The organism is Shewanella baltica, from assembly GCF_900456975.1.
GTDB classification, from domain to species: domain Bacteria; phylum Pseudomonadota; class Gammaproteobacteria; order Enterobacterales; family Shewanellaceae; genus Shewanella; species Shewanella baltica.
In genome coordinates this window covers 2,774,492-2,791,899 of record NZ_UGYM01000002.1, presented here as the reverse complement: position 1 = coordinate 2,791,899, position 17,408 = coordinate 2,774,492, and the positions used below count along the sequence as shown (strand labels likewise).

20 protein-coding genes are annotated in these 17,408 nt (G+C 43.2%); 16 read left to right on the top strand and 4 right to left on the bottom strand.

What is annotated here, in order from left to right; genetic code table 11:
• Positions 1–57: 57 nt before the first annotated feature.
• Positions 58–408 carry a VOC family protein gene (locus DYH48_RS12755; RefSeq protein ID WP_107404793.1) on the top strand — a complete coding sequence of 117 codons (351 nt, stop codon included), beginning with the start codon at positions 58–60 and terminating at the stop codon, positions 406–408.
• Positions 383–595 (top strand): DUF1289 domain-containing protein, encoded by a 213-nt coding sequence (locus tag DYH48_RS12750; protein WP_115334984.1) that lies wholly within the window; start codon positions 383–385, stop codon positions 593–595. The genes DYH48_RS12755 and DYH48_RS12750 overlap by 26 nt, the downstream gene beginning before the upstream one ends.
• Before the next feature lie 322 nt (positions 596–917).
• Here the strand turns inward: DYH48_RS12750 and cdd are convergent, their stop codons facing one another.
• The gene (cdd, locus tag DYH48_RS12745; RefSeq protein WP_006087443.1) at positions 918–1,808 is read right to left on the bottom strand and encodes a cytidine deaminase; all 891 of its coding nucleotides are present in this window, start codon (positions 1,806–1,808) and stop codon (positions 918–920) included.
• A 210-nt stretch (positions 1,809–2,018) separates the two neighbouring features.
• Positions 2,019–3,437 (bottom strand): exodeoxyribonuclease I, encoded by a 1,419-nt coding sequence (sbcB, locus tag DYH48_RS12740; RefSeq protein ID WP_115334983.1) that lies wholly within the window; start codon positions 3,435–3,437, stop codon positions 2,019–2,021.
• A gap of 485 nt (positions 3,438–3,922) precedes the next feature.
• Between sbcB and DYH48_RS12735 the strand changes: the two genes are divergently transcribed.
• The 13 genes from DYH48_RS12735 (at position 3,923) to DYH48_RS12660 (ending at position 12,698) form a co-directional block, all read left to right on the top strand.
• Positions 3,923–4,681 (top strand): IS5-like element ISSod6 family transposase, encoded by a 759-nt coding sequence (locus DYH48_RS12735; protein WP_087486575.1) that lies wholly within the window; start codon positions 3,923–3,925, stop codon positions 4,679–4,681.
• Positions 4,682–5,348: 667 nt separating this feature from the next.
• The gene (locus DYH48_RS12720; RefSeq protein ID WP_115334982.1) at positions 5,349–5,987 is read left to right on the top strand and encodes a hypothetical protein; all 639 of its coding nucleotides are present in this window, start codon (positions 5,349–5,351) and stop codon (positions 5,985–5,987) included.
• A gap of 292 nt (positions 5,988–6,279) precedes the next feature.
• Positions 6,280–6,534 (top strand): DUF6881 domain-containing protein, encoded by a 255-nt coding sequence (locus tag DYH48_RS24105; RefSeq protein WP_370452683.1) that lies wholly within the window; start codon positions 6,280–6,282, stop codon positions 6,532–6,534.
• Positions 6,519–6,938: a bleomycin resistance protein gene (locus DYH48_RS12710; RefSeq protein WP_006081213.1), complete on the top strand. Its 420-nt coding sequence runs from the start codon at positions 6,519–6,521 to the stop codon at positions 6,936–6,938. The genes DYH48_RS24105 and DYH48_RS12710 overlap by 16 nt, the downstream gene beginning before the upstream one ends.
• A 48-nt stretch (positions 6,939–6,986) precedes the next feature.
• On the top strand, positions 6,987–7,760 hold the full coding sequence (locus tag DYH48_RS12705) for a Stf0 family sulfotransferase (protein ID WP_256613058.1): 774 nt from the start codon (positions 6,987–6,989) through the stop codon (positions 7,758–7,760).
• Positions 7,761–7,862: 102 nt separating this feature from the next.
• Positions 7,863–8,318, top strand: coding sequence for a GFA family protein (locus tag DYH48_RS12700; protein WP_115334979.1), 456 nt, complete (start codon positions 7,863–7,865; stop codon positions 8,316–8,318).
• 188 nt (positions 8,319–8,506) lie between these two features.
• Entirely contained in the window at positions 8,507–8,728 is a 222-nt protein-coding gene (locus DYH48_RS12695; protein ID WP_115334978.1) for a DUF1287 domain-containing protein, read from the top strand.
• On the top strand, positions 8,709–8,975 hold the full coding sequence (locus tag DYH48_RS12690; RefSeq protein WP_115334977.1) for a GNAT family N-acetyltransferase: 267 nt from the start codon (positions 8,709–8,711) through the stop codon (positions 8,973–8,975). The genes DYH48_RS12695 and DYH48_RS12690 overlap by 20 nt, the downstream gene beginning before the upstream one ends.
• A gap of 9 nt (positions 8,976–8,984) precedes the next feature.
• The gene (locus DYH48_RS12685; RefSeq protein WP_011846526.1) at positions 8,985–9,518 is read left to right on the top strand and encodes a DinB family protein; all 534 of its coding nucleotides are present in this window, start codon (positions 8,985–8,987) and stop codon (positions 9,516–9,518) included.
• A 205-nt stretch (positions 9,519–9,723) separates the two neighbouring features.
• Positions 9,724–10,065: a winged helix-turn-helix transcriptional regulator gene (locus DYH48_RS23970; RefSeq protein WP_256613057.1), complete on the top strand. Its 342-nt coding sequence runs from the start codon at positions 9,724–9,726 to the stop codon at positions 10,063–10,065.
• A gap of 432 nt (positions 10,066–10,497) precedes the next feature.
• A complete protein-coding gene (locus DYH48_RS12670) occupies positions 10,498–11,325 on the top strand; it encodes a hypothetical protein (protein ID WP_115334976.1) in 828 nt (275 codons plus the stop codon).
• A 41-nt stretch (positions 11,326–11,366) separates the two neighbouring features.
• Positions 11,367–12,182 carry a 23S rRNA (guanine(745)-N(1))-methyltransferase gene (gene rlmA, locus DYH48_RS12665; RefSeq protein WP_115334975.1) on the top strand — a complete coding sequence of 272 codons (816 nt, stop codon included), beginning with the start codon at positions 11,367–11,369 and terminating at the stop codon, positions 12,180–12,182.
• Between the two features lie 306 nt (positions 12,183–12,488).
• Entirely contained in the window at positions 12,489–12,698 is a 210-nt protein-coding gene (locus tag DYH48_RS12660; RefSeq protein WP_006081219.1) for a cold-shock protein, read from the top strand.
• A 190-nt stretch (positions 12,699–12,888) separates the two neighbouring features.
• Here DYH48_RS12660 and DYH48_RS12655 read toward each other — a convergent pair whose 3' ends face one another.
• Both DYH48_RS12655 and DYH48_RS12650 read right to left on the bottom strand, forming a co-directional pair.
• Complete coding sequence (locus DYH48_RS12655) at positions 12,889–13,647, bottom strand: IS5-like element ISSod6 family transposase (RefSeq protein WP_011071076.1); 759 nt, start codon at positions 13,645–13,647, stop codon at positions 12,889–12,891.
• A gap of 632 nt (positions 13,648–14,279) precedes the next feature.
• Positions 14,280–15,839, bottom strand: a complete 1,560-nt coding sequence (locus tag DYH48_RS12650; RefSeq protein ID WP_115334974.1) for a SulP family inorganic anion transporter — start codon at positions 15,837–15,839, stop codon at positions 14,280–14,282.
• Between the two features lie 212 nt (positions 15,840–16,051).
• Between DYH48_RS12650 and DYH48_RS12645 the strand changes: the two genes are divergently transcribed.
• Positions 16,052–17,374 (top strand): IS4-like element ISSba6 family transposase, encoded by a 1,323-nt coding sequence (locus DYH48_RS12645; protein WP_115334973.1) that lies wholly within the window; start codon positions 16,052–16,054, stop codon positions 17,372–17,374.
• Positions 17,375–17,408 lie beyond the last annotated feature (34 nt).

The window sequence follows — 17,408 nt, the reverse complement described above, 5'->3', positions numbered from 1 at the left end:
TTTATTCATGCATTTTGTGCCCATCATTTTGTCCCTCATTAAATAGCAAGGAAGTCTATGAACCTTCAACACAGCATCAATTATTTGGAAATCCCGAGCCGCGATATTGCGAGTTCTAAGGCCTTTTTTAGCCAGGTGTTTGGCTGGACCTATGTCGATTATGGTCCTGAATACAGCTGCTTTATGGATGTCGGGATCACAGGTGGCTTCTATCAAGCCGAGGTGGATTTTACCCTCGCAAAAGGCTGCCCGCTGATTGTGATCTACAGCCAGAACTTAGAATTGACTCTGACGGCTGTCGTGGCCGCTGGCGGCGCTATTACGGCAGATATATTTAGTTTCCCCGGTGGTCGCCGATTCCACTTCACTGAACCCTGTGGCAATGAATATGCCGTCTGGTCAGAATGATCCTAATGCCAATCCTTGTATCCGCAATTGTTGTTTAGATCAGCAAGATATTTGCTTAGGTTGCTTTAGGCATCTTGATGAGATTTTAGCGTGGCGCGCTATGTCAGATGTGGAGCGGCAAGCTTGTTTTAGCAGAATGGCGCAGCGTAAAGCTGAGTCTCAGGCCAAAAGAAGCGGCGTAAATTGAACTCTGGATAGTGAGTAGCCTTGCAGAATCGTGTTCATGTTAACCATTTATGCCGAGTTCGCTTTCACATTTGAATACTCAGAGTTACGTTTAAGTTCTAGAAGGGTACGTTTGAGTACTGGCAGTTAGGTTTGAACACTAGGCGTCACGTTTGAGGATTGGACATTAAAGCTTAGGACTGCTACTTCGACGTTTTAGCCGTCAGCATTAGCGGGTGATCACTTGATGTTGAAGTATTAATCGAATAATCCAACGGCGAAATACGCATTAACGTATTTCGCCGTTGGCATTTTGAAGCACCCTTGGCATCTTGAAGCAGGCGTTACACGGGATCGATGACTATGTGCTCAAGTTCGATGGCGGCAACGGTATGGAGTGCATCCATAGTCGCGCCGACTAAACTGATTTTTCCTTGAGATGATTCAATCAACACCGCACGGCTGATATCGCTAAACTCGCGATTATGGCGAACGAGATTCGACAAAGCCATCTGCATCGGCAGCATAGAAGGATTGAATGCCGCGTTCTCTGCATAGCGACCACAATAGGTTGCGCCATCGCGTGTTTCTAAAACCACGGCAGCAAAACTCTGAGTGTAAGGCGCGTAGCTTAAACCGGCATGATCTAAACCTTCGATGATCATAGGATCGGCACTATCTAAAGCAAATTCAGTTTGTTGCTTCGCCATTAAAGGCGAAGTAACATTTAAGTCTTTTGGGCCAAAGGCATAGGGTAAATAATAAGCCAGTGGATGGCTTTCCTGTGCGGGTAGATGAATGCTGATCTTACTTCCTTCAACCAGCTCGTTCATAAATTGACGGCAATGGCCGCAAGGGCTGGCATTGACTATGATATCAACAATTTGGCTTTCACCGCTGAGCCATGCATGGCTGATAGCGCTTTGTTCTGCATGCACAGAATGAAACAGCGCTTCACCGGGTAATTCTAAGTTGGCACCCATGTAGATATCGCCACTTTTGCCTTTGGCAATCGCACCGACATAAAACTCACTGATAGGCGGTTTCGCCAGTGCAGCGGCTATCGGCAGGAGTGCCAGTAACACTTCTGCTTCGGTCATCTTGCTTGCACTTGTGAGTGTGGCAAGTTGCTGCGCATCTAAGTGTCCAGCAAAATTCTGGTGCAACATCGGAATGAGAGCATCGGCTAACGGCGTTGGCAGTTGGGTTATGCTACGAATGAATCTATCTTGCATTTCCCGATTCCTTATTTGTTAAGTTCATGGAAGAACATTCTAGTAATTTTGTTACAGCATAAATGCGAGTTAGCTCGCGTTTATACGCTGCAAATGTGTGTGTTCGATAGTAAACAATTTAAGTTATGCGCCTAATAGAGTGAGTCTATTCACGAATATAAACAAGCTTAAGACTATTAAATAAAAGACTTAAGCTTGAATTGATTAAACTTAAAGTTCACGCAAATAATGACAAAGGGCAGCCAGTAACTTCTGCTTAGTCTCATCCGCTTGCGTATCTTGCAGCAGATTTTCTAATTTAAGTACGTAGTCTTGATCGGCTAAGCGACTTTGACAGAATTCACGCCAGCGCTGTGACTCTTCGTAATCGAGGAGTTCAGGATAATTACGGGCGCGGTAACGAAACAGCATTTCAGGGATACGTGGATCATCAAACTGCAAGTCTAGCGCCGCTAGATTTTGCGGTAGGGTATGACGGATGATTTCCATTTTCGCTTTATCAGCTTGGCTAAAGAAACCACCAGAATACAGCATCAAATCGGGATCTGTGGTCGTTCTGCTGTCATCGTGCTCAAATAAGAGCGCCAGTTTTTCACGTAGTTCTGGGTGAAGTTTAAGGCGTTTATATTGCTCTCTGGCAAATTCTTTATCTATGCCTAAACGAGCGGCATGTTCATCGCTGAGGATTTTAGCCGAAGTGATAAAAGGGCACTTATTTAAATGAATTTGTTTTACCGCGATCGGTAATTCGTCTTCGGCAAGATCGGCTCTTGGCGTATACATACGCGTTTTAATTTGCTCGATATCTAGCTCAAAGAGTGGCGTTAAATCCATGGCTAAATTAACGCAAATAACCGCATTTTTATTGGTTGGATGGTGCGCCACGGGGGAAATCAACGTCGTACAACCATTGCGAGCACTGATCTTAGAGCTCACGTGTACTAACGGCTGCATATTGAGCACATCGATTTGATCGCTCACCGCTTGCTTACGGCGCAGGTCAAAATAGTACTGATATAACTTAGGCTGTTTCTCGCGAATGAGTTTTGCCATAGCGATGGTTGCATACACATCAGACATGGCATCATGGGCTTTCTCATGGCTTAAACCATTCGCTTGGGTCAAATGTTCTAGCTTAAAACTAGGAGATCCATCTTCCTTGGTTGGCCAATTGATCCCTTCGGGTCTAAATGCGTAACACGCGCGAACTAAATCGATGATATCCCAACGAGAGTTGCCATTTTGCCATTCACGGGCATAGGGATCGATAAAATTTCTATAAAAGCCGTAACGGGTCACTTCATCATCAAAACGCAGTGAGTTGTAGCCCGCGACACAGGTGTTTGGCTGGCTAAACAGTGCTTGAATACGCCCCATAAACTCAGTTTCAGGGATGCCTTTTAAATTGGCTAACTGCGGCGTGATCCCTGTGATCAATATCGCTTCTGGTGACGGCAAATAATCAGGGGCTTGCTTGCAATAAAATATCTCAGGCTCGCCGATAATATTGAGATCTAAATCCGTGCGAATACCGGCAAATTGCGAGGGTCTGTCTTTCGCCGGGTTAGCCCCAAAGGTTTCGTAGTCGTGCCAAAAAATCGACCCAGCTTTATCGTCTTTCATCTTCATTTATTTCGTTCTCTAAAGCATTTAACATCATGTTATTTAACGTCAAATGACTTTATTTGGATTCGTTGTCATTCACATCAATTTAGTTTGTTACTCTTCGATGTGAGTACATATCTGTGTACATGTTCCGTTGTGCGTCACAATAGCTAAAATCACATGTACACAAGGTAATTATAATATCTTTATCTTACAGTCGGTTATGTGCAATAAATGGCTAACCATATTCAGGAAAACCAGAGCTTGCAGACTGCGACGACTTAAGCATCCACATTACCCAGCAGGGACTATAACATGGCAGTATCGATTTAGGATTGATAATCAACTTGAGCGCTTAACCCTTGCCCGCTATTCTGATTTTAAACTTGCTGACGCCCGGAAATAGGTCCCTGAGTGACTAGGGTCTGTTGATCTTTCGAGAGTGATTTTTAGACAGCATGGCAAGACGTTATAATTTGCTTCGCCAAAAGTAACCATAACCTCAAGCCATGCCAAGACTTATGCTAACCGATGCACGCTGGGAAAAGCTATTTCATTTAATGAAAAGCACAGGCCGTGTTTATGACAAACCTGAACATAGACAAACATTCGAAGGTATTCTTTACCGGCTTAGAACAGGTATCCCTTGGCGAGATTTACCTAAAGAGTTCGGTCATTGGAGCACGGTCTTTAGACGGTTTCATTTATGGTCTAAGAAAGGCGTTCTAGCACATTTATTCAAGGCCTTAGCCAACCTTGCTGATATAGAATGGGTCTTTATTGATGGCTCGATAGTGCGGGCTCACCAGCACAGTGCAGGTGCAGCGACGCTAAATAATGAGAGTATTGGTAAAAGTCGAGGCGGTAATTCAACCAAAATTCACTTAGCCGTCGACAGCGGAGGATTACCGATTTATTTCGAATTATCAGAAGGCCAAAAACACGATATTACACACGCCCCCAGCTTAATTGAACACCTGAAGCAGGTTGATACCGTCATTGCAGATAAAGGTTATGACAGCGATGCATTTCGTGAACTTATCGCAAATAAAGGCGGGAAATCTGTTATTCCAAGGCGCCGCTATAAGAATACACCTCAAGAAAGAGTCGATTGGTGCTTATATCGGTATCGACATTTAGTGGAGAATGCTTTTGGAAGAATTAAACATTATCGAGCAATATCAACAAGGTATGACAAGCTAGCAAGAAATTACGCCAGTATGGTGTCACTGGCGTTTATGTTAATGTGGCTGCCGATGTATTGCTGAACACCATTTGTACAGCAAAGATCAACAGACCCTAAACTCATTGGTAAATAATATAGAACTACGTGTATTTTGGAAACCGCACAACACATTTGCGGGCCAGACAACCCTGAGGGATTGCTGTGAACCGTTTTTCGGCGCAAATTGCAGTTCTTAAGAAGTGCTGCACTTAAGAAATACAGTAGTTAAAAAGTACAGCATTTAATTACAAGAACAGTAGAATTGATATCACTCGCCATGGGGCTTCTCCGCGGCAAACGATCTTAAGCAACTGGGCAATATCGCCTCAGCAAATTAAGCTGGTTCGCGAGCTCAAACCAAGACTAGATATCCTGACTGGTGTATTCACTATTTTAGACGCACAATATCGACCAGAATGTCAGAAGCTGGGGTGTTGCCCCACGTTACAGATAAGATGCTAGGCCATCTATTAGGCGGGAGATGGCGGTTTACGACAAGCATGATTGGTTAGATGATCAAGCCGCAGCCTATGAACAATGAACAAATAAGCTGAGATTGGCAGCTGTGGGTGAGAGCAAAATAGTCGTGTTAGACAGAAGGGGATATACATGCTTGCCGCTGACAACTTATTTCAATATGGCTTAGTGATTTCTACTTTATTTATAATACACTTGGCACAGTATTCGGATTAGCGTTAAACAAGGACGTCATGGAACTAAAATTTTCAATCACGCAGGAGCAGTTAATCACAATAGCGAAAAAAATAAATTCAGAACGTATGGCAAAGAATGCTCGTTTAGCTATCTTGTTACATGCTTTTATCGTTCGCGTACTACTCCTATGGATCCCGCTTTTATCCCCGTTGATACTGTTTTATTTTTTCTTAGAAATTCACACTCCAGAGACATATATTGCTATCGCAATTTGCGCAATCTCTTACCTTATTGTGTGGACATTTTTATTAAAAAACATAGCCGAAAATCAAGCTAGTAAATTTGCAGTCAAGATAACCACTCTGGATCGAACGATTGAAAACACAACCTTACATAGGCTTGCGAGTCTAGAAGGTAGCCACACTGTGACTGCCACAGCTTCGACGCTAACGCTGCTGCCGCATTGCGGTAAGTCCATTACCATACCGTGGACAAAGTTTTGTTACGTCAAGCAAGACGATGATTTCTATTATCTTACGTCCTGTAATCTTATATTGTTTAAAGCCACATATTTAATAGCCAAAAACGGTGACACAACCGAAACAGCAGCCTATCAAGCAGGTTTAGAGTACATAATGTCTCATCTGCGGACCGATAAAATAGAGCATCAAAACTTTAGTGCCTCTAATGAATGATTCACATTTTTTACTTTGGTCGGTTAATAAAATTAAGTATGCACTGTCGCATCTTACTGAGTCATCAGTCCTACACATTTCAAGTCATGTAGCCAGATACAACTTTATCTATAATATCGAACTGATGGTTTTATCTGCTTGTAATGCCATGCTTTTGTTTAAGAACAAAAGATTGAAAACTCGTTGATATCGATTCTAAGTTACTGCAATTAATTATAATTAGTAGATTTCTGTGCTTTTTATTTTGGATTGAATGAGAAATCTGAGTCATGTTCTGTCATGAACTTATGACATATGTAGACATCGAACAGAGCTCGATTTAAACGATGAATCCACAAGGTTTGTCTCTGAAGTTGGAACCGAAAACGACGAAATAAGAACATGGGGATTCTTTGTTAATGCCTCAGTTGAGTTTACTTTGGCATCAATAAAAAGCCTCAATACGAAACTAGGTATTGAGGTCGAGCCCTTATTAGCGGAAATTAACTCCCAAAAAGCATTCTGCGGTATAAATTATGAACAGGATCGGATATGTTTCCACCATTAACACCTGAACTCAATGTTCGTGACATAGGGAAATCCCTAAATTTCTATATTGAGCAGCTTGGCTTTACTATTTGCTATGAACGCCCGGAAGAGGGGTTTGCAACAATAGAACTCAATGGCGCTTTTTTAATGCTTGAGCAAATAGATGAGCTTGAGCCGAATGATGATCCATGGATTACAGCAAAACTCGAATATCCTTTTGGAAGAGGTATCAATTTCCAGATAATAGTTATAGATCTCGATGGTATTTACAATCGTTTGTTGAAAAATGGCTATCCAATTAAGCTGCCCTTAGAGCAAAAGTCATATCGAGTGGGTAGCAAGTTTATAAATGTGAGGCAATTTATGGTTATGGACCCAGACGGATATTTACTCAGGCTAAGCACTCAAACTGGGGTGCGTTAAACATGCTTCTTAAAAACCGAAAGTGGTAACAGCTAAATAATGGGGAATATGATTATTTCTAACTCATACATTATTTGTGCAACGCCTAGAAGTGGCAGCACGCTTTTATGTGATCTTCTTACTGACACTCAAGTAGCTGGGTGTCCTGATTCATTTTTCCGGTGTGAAGATTTTCTTGAGTGGGCGAGCTATTTCGATGTGTCAGTCACGAATTGGGGTAATGAACAAGAATTTGACCAGTCATATTTAACCGCTGTTCTGCAAGAGGGGACAGGTAGCACTTCGATTTTTGGTATGCGTCTGATGTGGGAAAGTCTTGGCGAACTGTCGAAAAGACTCGCGTCGTTTCATCCTGGTTTACCAAACGACAATGCCCGTTTCCAAGCCGTATTTGGTTCGCCACGCTATGTGCATCTCACCCGTGAAAATAAGATTGCTCAGGCTGTTTCGCGCCTTAAAGCGGAGCAGTCGGGTTTGTGGCATCTCGGTGCTGACGGAAGCGAGCGGGAGCGACTTAAATTCGGTCAGGCCCCCGTCTATGATGCTGGTAGTCTTGCAACAATTGTCGCAAGGCTTGAAGAACAAGATGCAGCGTGGTCGAACTGGTTTGTACAACAAGAAGTTGAACCTATCTGCATCACCTATGAGGCGCTTTCCGATAACCCTCTAGTTGTATTGGAAGTAGTGTTAGCTGCTTTGGGTCTAGATCCCGCTATCGCTAAAACGGTTTCCCCCAGAACAGCAAAATTGGCTGACAGTCAAAGCCGTGAGTGGGCAGAACGTTTTCGAGAAGAGCTGATTAACAGTATATCTAGCACCTGATGTCTGACGCAGCTAAAGTCAGTGTAATGTGCCAACGGCGTTCTGGGAGCCAGTACCATCTAGGTGCGTCTAATTAGTCATAAAACGAGGAGATAAATAGGGATGAACGATGTACTTTGTAAAACAAAAGGCCACTGTCGATGTGGGCAGGTCAAATTTGAAGTGTCCTCAGCGCCATTGATTACGATGGCATGCCATTGCACGGGATGCCAGCAAATGACCTCTAGTGCTTTTAGTCTGAGTTCGTTATTTCCGAGTTCAGTATTCTCTATCACATTAGGTGAGCCAGTGATTGGCGGGCTGCACGGGGATACGCGCCACTATTTTTGTGAGCATTGTATGAGTTGGCTGTTCACGCGCCTAGAAGGGATGGATGATTTTGTCAATGTGCGCTCCACAATGCTAGAGGATTCTCAGCATTACAAACCATTCGTTGAAACATATTTAGATGAAAAACTTGAGTGGGCGACGACGGGGGCAAAGTACAGTTTTAATCAGTTTCCACCACAAGATCAATTTCCGGCATTGCTCCAAGCATATGCGAGTAACCAAGATTAAACCGTCGAACTGTATAATGAGCCTACATCTAATTTTGGTATGCCACTTCATATTGAATGGGCTATAAGTTAATAAATATAAGGTAATTTATGGTCATAGTTTTAGACGGATTTCTACTCAGGCTAAGCACTCTAACGGAGGCGTGTTAAAGCGCGCTCCTTAACCAAACGTTATATTTCAATAAGACTATGATGAGATACCTACTTATATTTTCTATCTTCATTTCTCAAAGCTCATTCGGTCAGAGTCTTGGGAGTGACTTAGCTAAGGCTGCAATTGAGCGCACCTCATATGAAGTCCATTATGATGGCTCATATTTTTCCATTCCCTATCCCAACGGCGATGTCCCTTCCAACATCGGAGTATGCACCGACGTAATCATTAGATCTTATTGTAATACTTTTTGTTGACCCAGAACGTCAAAAGAAAGGTATTGGTAGGGCTCTGCTTTTATTTACCTTAGAGTATGCGAAGGTTGATGTTGTAACAGTAAGCGCCTCTTTGTCTTCTGTTCCTGCATACGTGAAATATGGCTTTAAATTCAATGGTGATACTGGAATATCAGCAGGTTTGGTTTATCAACCTATGAAAATCGAACTTATTTTAAGTCACTATAACCAAATGCAATTGTGTTACTGGATTAAGGCTTTGCCTTAAGGAGCATCTATGCATTTAGCTGAACATGTGCAACTCATGGCTCAATACAATGAATCGATGAACGTTAAAATTTATGAGACAGCAGCAACACTTTTGGGCGAAGAACTATCAAGAAATCAAGGTGCATTTTTTGGCTCAGTGATAGGAACGCTCAATCATATCGCCGTTGGTGACATTATTTGGTTAAAGCGATTTTCTGTGCTGTTGCAAAGCCATCATGAATTAGATGTTGTTCGAGCAATGAGCCAACCTCAATCACTTGACTCAGTATTATGTTCAACATTACCTGAGCTCTATGAGTACCGCAAAGTACTTGATGAGACCATTGTTAAACTTGCGGGCTTGCTTTCGGAAGCTGAACTTTGTCTAATTTTTAATTACACAAATTCAAAAGGCGTAACATCGAATAAAAAGTTATTTAGTGTACTTATGCACTTTTTTAATCATCAAACACATCATCGAGGTCAAGCTACGACTTTATTATCCCAGTTTGGTCGGGATGTAGGCGTTACGGATCTTGTGGCTATTATCCCAAATGTTTAAAACGATTATGACTGGTCTTAAGGTTCGTTAGTGTTTGTAGTGGAACGTTTAGACTGAATACAACAGGCCGCATAGGCGGCCTTTGTTTTGGATGAGGAGAGCACTGCGCGTATTTATTGCTCTTTATATCCTAATTTTCAGTTGGCTTGCCGTTAATGTCGCCTGAAGTTGTGCGCGGCCAATATGTGCGGTTGCTGCCCAGAAAATGACGGCGACTATGCTGATTGCAGTACCTAAAATGCATACGCCATTCCAACCTGCACTATCGTATACGGCTGATAGCGCCAATAGCACTGCCTATCGAATAGAACAGCATATAGCCTGCGACCAGTCGGCTATGCTGGCTTCCGATGGCACGGCTTATCAGGAATATGTTTTGACTGAGATGGGGCGTGGGCTTTTTCCAGTGATTATCGCTTTGCGCCAGTGGGGCGAGGATCACCTTTACCAGCCTGATGAGCAGCATTCGGTGTTAATTGACACCCAAACGGGTGAACCGGTAACTCGTCTTGAACTACGTTCTAAAGAGCATCAAGTTCTCGAATAGCGAGATACTGCCGTTAGGAAAGTATCGCCAGATTTGAAGTAGTGGAACTGAGGAGAAAAGCGCCGGGTGTTCATATTGGGAGAAGTTTTGGGTTGTTATGCCTGAATCGATGGCACACGATACCGTCCTGTTCTATCTGCTATTGTACTAATTCCTTCACCTGCAGACGTGTTATCCGATCATACAGTGTTATAGATAGATAGCTAGATAGTTATAGTTATGTCCAAATATGCTTGGCTGAGAATAGTTAGACATAAATTAAATTCAAATGACAGTTTGTCGAATAATAACATCTTAACACCGAAATTCCCCGAATGAACATTTACACCATTAAAGCAATTAAGCCATTATCTTGAAAATATAACGGCTTAATAGGTGATTTTCATTAAGATTCGACGGTACAATCACGGCTGAACAGGGGAATAATGTCTTATGTATCATCAATTTCTAAATGAGCCTATGGTGCTTGATGCTGAAAAGGCGTCGATACTCACGTTGCGGTTACCCGACGATATCAGTGATTTTATTGTGTTACAGGCGATCAGTGCGCCTTTGCTAGAGGTCGTCGTTATTGCTGAAGCTGGAACCCCGCAAAATATTGCTATCCGCTTTCAACCGTTTATGGGTCTTAAGGTTGAATCATTACCGCAAAGTGCACAGGCCTTTAATACACCGATCACTCGGAGCCTTGGGCAAGGTTTTCGGCTTTATACGCGTATGGGCACTGCAGCAAAATTTTGCGCAGCAGAATTGAGACGGGGCGTATCTTTTACCTTAGACGTGACTAATCGTTTAGGCGCTGAGAACTGCTTAACCTTTGCCTTACAAGCAGATTCAAAGTTTGAGTTAGTGCCTTTAGAAGCCGATTTACGTGTCTTACATGAGCCTAAAGCGCTGATGGTCGCCAAAGCGCTGTTAGCAAGACAATACGACTATGCCGCATCGTCAGAATCCCTTGCCATTTACATGACCGAAATTGAGCAAGTTAGGTTAGAATTACAAGCATTTTTACGCGGGGAGCTTGGCCAATGTCACGCTAGCCTTGCCGATGAGGTATTAAGGCTCGATCCCTTGTTACTTCAGAAACAACAGTGGTTATTTAGAACCTATACCCATATGTTTGAGCGTCCCAATTACAACCGCGCCGCTAATGATGTGGATAACACAGATAAGTTATTAAGAAAATTAGAGTGTTATGAGTTGCTTGCCCCACCTGAACTGATCCAGATGGTTGATCGATTGATGGAAGACGAAGCGTAAACCTTTCTTGCCAAAATTTAGTTAAACGATAAGAGTCCACTATGCATTATTTATGTCCCCTGTGTTCCGCGCCGCTGACGTTAACGGATCGAACTTGGGGGTGTCCAAAGCAACATAAGTTTGATATGGCCAAAGAGGGGTATGTCAACTTATTGCCTGTACAGAAGAAAAACTCAAAAGATCCTGGCGATAACAAGCAGATGATGTTTGCTCGGCGTGAATTTCTAAACGAAGGCTACTATCAAGATTTGAGTGATAGAGTGAATGCACTCGCGCTCGAATTTGGTGCTGAAGCAAAGCAAATCCTCGATATAGGCTGCGGGGAAGGGTACTACAGCCAGCGTTTATTCAATGTGTTGAGTCAGCACCATGATTGTGATTTACAAGGCATAGATATTTCTAAGTCAGCAATTAAATATGCGGCTAAACGCTACCCCAATTTAGCATTTTGTGTGGCAAGTGCCTATGAGATGCCCATCGCCTCTCAAAGTGTCGATCTTGCCATTCGCATTTATGCACCTTCCAAAGTTGAAGAGTTACAACGCATTATGGCCGATGGTGGTATCTTGATCACAGTCTCTCCCGGACCTTCACATCACTTCGCCTTGAAGCAACAGATTTATGCTGAGCCTAGATTACATCCCGTATCAGCAGCGCATATTCCCGGATTTGAGTGCCTGCATCAGGAACGCTTAATTTCTCAACTTGAACTGACAAAAAGTGAACATATTGCTCATTTTTTAGAAATGACGCCTTACGCTTGGAAGTTTACCGATGCGCAAAAGCAAGCATTTGCTCTGCAAGGACTGAGTTGTGAATTGGATTTCCAAATTGAAGTGCATCGCATTTCAAGATAAGCGATAAGATTAAGCTATTGAAATAAATTATTTAAAATGTTTAACTGTACTTGCTAAGCAGCATGAACTGAGTGTTCTGCTAGCCGGTTGCAAAACCGCAAAGTAGATTTAGGCAAAATAAATAATCCAAAGTGTCGCAGTGTGTTGACTTATCTTTAGAATGGTTTATAGTCTTATCAGCTTGAAGGTTGGGCTTATATTTATGTGTTCAATACGACCAGTTCGTCCTGTAAACATAAGTAATACCGGCATTTTCCAGCTCCACCGCCGTTAAGGCTTTAATTTTTTATTTACAGGATTTATATTATGTCTCAAGTTACTGGTGTTGTTAAGTGGTTCAACTCTGACAAAGGTTTCGGATTCATTGAGCAAGAATCTGGTCCAGACGTATTCGTACATTTCCGTGCGATCAACTCTGACGGTTTCAAAACTCTTGATGAAGGCCAAAAAGTGTCTTTCACTGTGACTCAAGGTCAAAAAGGTCCACAAGCTGAAAACGTAACTATCGTTGGTTAATTTTCGGTGCTGTTAGCCTAGAGCTGATAGCAATGGATTAAAGGGCTATGGTTTATTCCATGGCTCTTTTTATTTGTGTGAAATTTAAAATATTCTTCTAGGTTAGATGCTCTTCTAGAGTGGGTAGTCTTCTAAGAAAGTAAAATATACAGTTGCTAGGGTCTGTTGATCTTTGCTGTGCAAATGTTGCTCAGCAATACATCGGCAGCCACATTAACATAAACGCCAGTGACACCATACTGGCGTAATTTCTTGCTAGCTTGTCATACCTTGTTGATATTGCTCGATAGTGTTTAATTCTTCCAAAAGCATTCTCCACTAAATGTCGATACCGATATAAGCACCAATCGACTCTTTCTTGAGGTGTATTCTTATAGCGGCGCCTCGGAATAACAGATTTCCCGCCTTTGTTTGCGATAAGTTCACGAAAAGCATCGCTGTCATAACCTTTATCTGCAATGACGGTATCAACCTGCTTCAGGTGCTCAATTAAGCTGGGGGCGTGTGTAATATCGTGTTTTTGGCCTTCTGATAATTCGAAATAAATCGGTAATCCTCCGCTGTCGACGGCTAAGTGAATTTTGGTTGAATTACCGCCTCGACTTTTACCAATACTCTCATTACTTAGCGTCGCTGCACCTGCACTGTGCTGGTGAGCCCGCACTATCGAGCCATCAATAAAGACCCATTCTATATCAGCAAGGTTGGCTAAGGCCTTGAATAAATGTGCTAGAACGCCTTTTTTAGACCATAAATGAAACCGTCTAAAGACCGTGCTCCAATGACCGAACTCTTTAGGTAAATCTCGCCAAGGGATACCGGTTCTAAGCCGGTAAAGAATACCTTCGAATGTTTGTCTATGTTCAGGTTTGTCATAAACACGGCCTGTGCTTTTCATTAAATGAAATAGCTTTTCCCAGCGTGCATCGGTTAGCATAAGTCTTGGCATGGCTTGAGGTTATGGTTACTTTTGGCGAAGCAAATTATAACGTCTTGCCATGCTGTCTAAAAATCACTCTCGAAAGATCAACAGACCCTAGATGCATTAGCTTAAGTTGCTCAACCGTTTTCTTAGCCTACCGTATTAATTTAACTGTTAGCTCCCGCTTCCAGATTTCCTCTTCATCTCCAAAACACCTCATTTTCAGAGAGTTAATCTTCAATACAGCTTCCTCGATTCATCCACCATGTTTTTGCTTCAGTGATATTAAAGCTTCTTAGCTCTCAACACAGTATTTAGCCATAGCGTAACTTAACTCTCTAAGCCGACAGCGCGTGCATCCCATTACTTTTTTGTTGTATGAATCTGGAGGACCAGAAGCAGCAGGGCACTATTAACGCTTTGGAGTCTGTTTATACAGCACTGCGTTCATTGGTAACATGCCTAACTACAAATCTCGCTATGGCTAAACCAGAATTCAGATAATAATTACTAAACCGAGTGGGATGGATTATAGATTGATATGACTCAGCTTTTTGCCATTCAATGATTGGCGTTGAGTCGATAAAAAAGCCTGAATATTACTATTCAGGCTTTTTGTATTTCTTATGGAAGCTCACACATTGCTAATGAAACATTGCTTACGAATCCAGCTTATCATCGGCCACTTTATAGTGAGGATCATCGAGTTGATTCACTTCGACAAGATTTCCCGCTTTATGCAGCAGTGCTTTACAGTCAGCGCTTAAGTGGATCAAGTGCAACTTCTTGCCCGCATTAACATAACGTTCAGCGAGCGTGTCTATTGCTTCCAATGCGGAATGATCGGCAACCCGAGAGTTCTTAAAGTCGATAACCACATCTTGTGGATCTTTTGATGGGTCAAATAGCTCGAGGAAGTTCGCAATTGAGCCGAAAAACAATGGGCCATTGAGTTTATAGACTTTCCAGCCTTGCTCATTCTGCTCTTCAGTCACATTAATATGCTTGGCATGTTCCCAGGCAAAGACTAAGGCTGAAACGATTACGCCGACAAATACCGCAAATGCCAAATCGGTAAATACGGTTACCGTCGTCACTAGCACGATAACGAAGGCATCATGTTTCGGGACCTTGCCCATAAACTTAAAGCTTGCCCATTCAAAGGTGCCGAGCACAACGATAAACATCACCCCAACTAGCGCCGCAAGTGGGATTATCTCAATAAATGAAGCGCCAAATAAGATAAAGGCAAGCAGGGCGACTGCTGCAGTAATTCCTGATAATCGGCCGCGTCCACCCGAGTTAATGTTAATCATCGATTGACCTATCATGGCACAACCACCCATAGCGCCGAAGAAGCCGCTGGTGATGTTCCCAAGACCTTGGCCGACGCATTCTTTGTTGCTGCGACCACGGGTATTGGTCATCTCATCTATCACAGTTAATGTCAGCAGTGATTCGATAAGGCCTACTGCAGCTAAGATGCAGGAGTAGGGCAGGATGATATATAAGGTTTCAAGATTAAAAGGCACAGAGGGAATCGCAAAGCTAGGTAATGAACCCGCTATGGTCGCATTGTCGTTACCACTCATGGTTTTGAGGAAGTCGAGGACATTACGAGTATCAAGATCGAGTCCGACGACAATTGCCGTTACAGTGAGGATTGCTACTAGTGATGAAGGCACTGCAGTGGTGATCTTAGGCAAAAAATAAATGATAGCCATCGTCAGTGCCACTAAGCCTAACATCAGCATTAATGGTTCTTGTGGCAGCCAGACTAAGTTTTCGCTGACATCCTTGACCTTAAACTGACCTAGCTGGGCGAGGAAAATCACAATCGCCAGACCATTCACAAAGCCAATCATGACGGGATAGGGCACAATCCGAATAAATTTACCGAGTTTACATACCCCGGCTGAGATCTGGATGAGTCCCGCTAAGACTACGGCAGCAAATAAATATTGGACACCGTGCTCTACGACCAAAGACACCATGACAACGGCCATAGCGCCTGTCGCGCCCGAAATCATCCCTGGGCGGCCACCAATCAGTGCCGTGATAAGTCCCATGATAAAGGCGGCATAAAGTCCAACCATTGGCTCTACATGGGCGACAAAGGCAAATGCGACCGCTTCTGGGATAAGCGCAAGTGCAACTGTTAGCCCTGAAAGCACATCGGCTTTATGGCTAGACGTTTTGTGGCGAATGAGATCAAACATTGAACCTCTGTTATTAAGTTGTTGTGTGGATAAAAATAAGGCGCGAATACTAACAAAAAAATGGATTGAGCTAAACCTTAAATATAGTGTGAGTTTTACGATAGAAATAAAAAAGCCATGCAATTGCATAATGCCGATCAGTTAAGACAGATCGCTTGACGATCTCGCTGAAAAGATCAAAATCCGATGACCTCATGTCATCGGATTTTTTTATGCAACTCTCAGAAGCACTCGCTCGCACTCATATTACCCGCCTAACTGAATTTACCTGCTTAGCTGATGTGTTGGAGCCAGAGTTAATTCAATCTTGTTTGGACTCTCAGGGCGTTGCGACGTTAAGACGGCGTAAATTGCCGATGGACGCGATGATTTGGGCCGTTATTGGAATGGCTTTGTTCCGAGGGGAGTCTGTTCGGTCACTCATCAACAAACTCGACATTGTTTTGCCGCAAGAGATTGATTATGTTGCACGCAGCGCCGTGACTCAGGCGCGTAAACGATTGGGCAGTGAGGTTATTCGAGAAGTGTTTAGTCGCAGCGCCAATACCTGGCACGCGAGAGCTGAACACCCACATTGGTGCGGTCTTAACTTGTATGGTGTTGACGGTGTAGTGTGGCGGACACCCGATAGTGTCCAAAATCAAGCCGCCTTTGCGCGTACCGCAAACGCTTCAGGCGAAGCGGCTTATCCGCAAATTCGCATGGTTTGCTTGATGGAATTAAGTAGCCATTTGTTGGTCAACAGCGCCTTTGATTCGGTTGCCGAAAATGAAATGAACTTAGCATCTCAGCTCATTCCTAGCATTCCCAATCACAGTCTAACCCTATTTGACCGAGGATTTTACTCGCTCGGCCTGTTACATGCTTGGCAGCAAGCACAACCTGATAGCCACTGGTTGTTGCCATTGAAGAAAGGCACTCAATATGAGGTGGTTCGAACATTGGGAAAACATGACCAGTGGGTGAAACTCACCACCACGCCTCAAGCCAGAAAGAAATGGCCGCAGCTCCCTGATACCCTTGAAGCGCGTTTACTCACTAAGACAGTGAAAGGTAAGTCAGTCGCCATTTTGACCTCGTTGACTGACCCGATGCGTTACCCCAGCGAAGACATCGTCGACTTATATGCCCATCGATGGGAAATCAAACTGGGCTACAGAGAGATGAAACAACATCTGTTGGAGAGTCGTTTTACGCTACGCAGTCAACTACCGGAGCTGGTGATTCAAGAGCTGTGGGGCGTGCTACTGGCCTATAATCTCATTAGATATAAGATGTTGCTGTTGGCTAAAAGCTTACCATCGGTCCATCCTAATCAACTGAGTTTTAGGGATGCGGCGAGTTATATCATCTTCAAGTTGACGCAACTGCCATCACAAACGCCGGGGAATGTCCCGAGAGACGTATTGGATATAGAACGCAATGCACGGCAATTTAAGTTGGATGGTAAACGGGAAAGAGCTTATCCAAGAGTCCTTAAAATGAGCAAAAACAAGTTTCCGGTTAGACCAAAGAAAAATGCCGTTCACTCTTAAGTGAACGGCATTAATGCAATTGCATGGCTTTTTC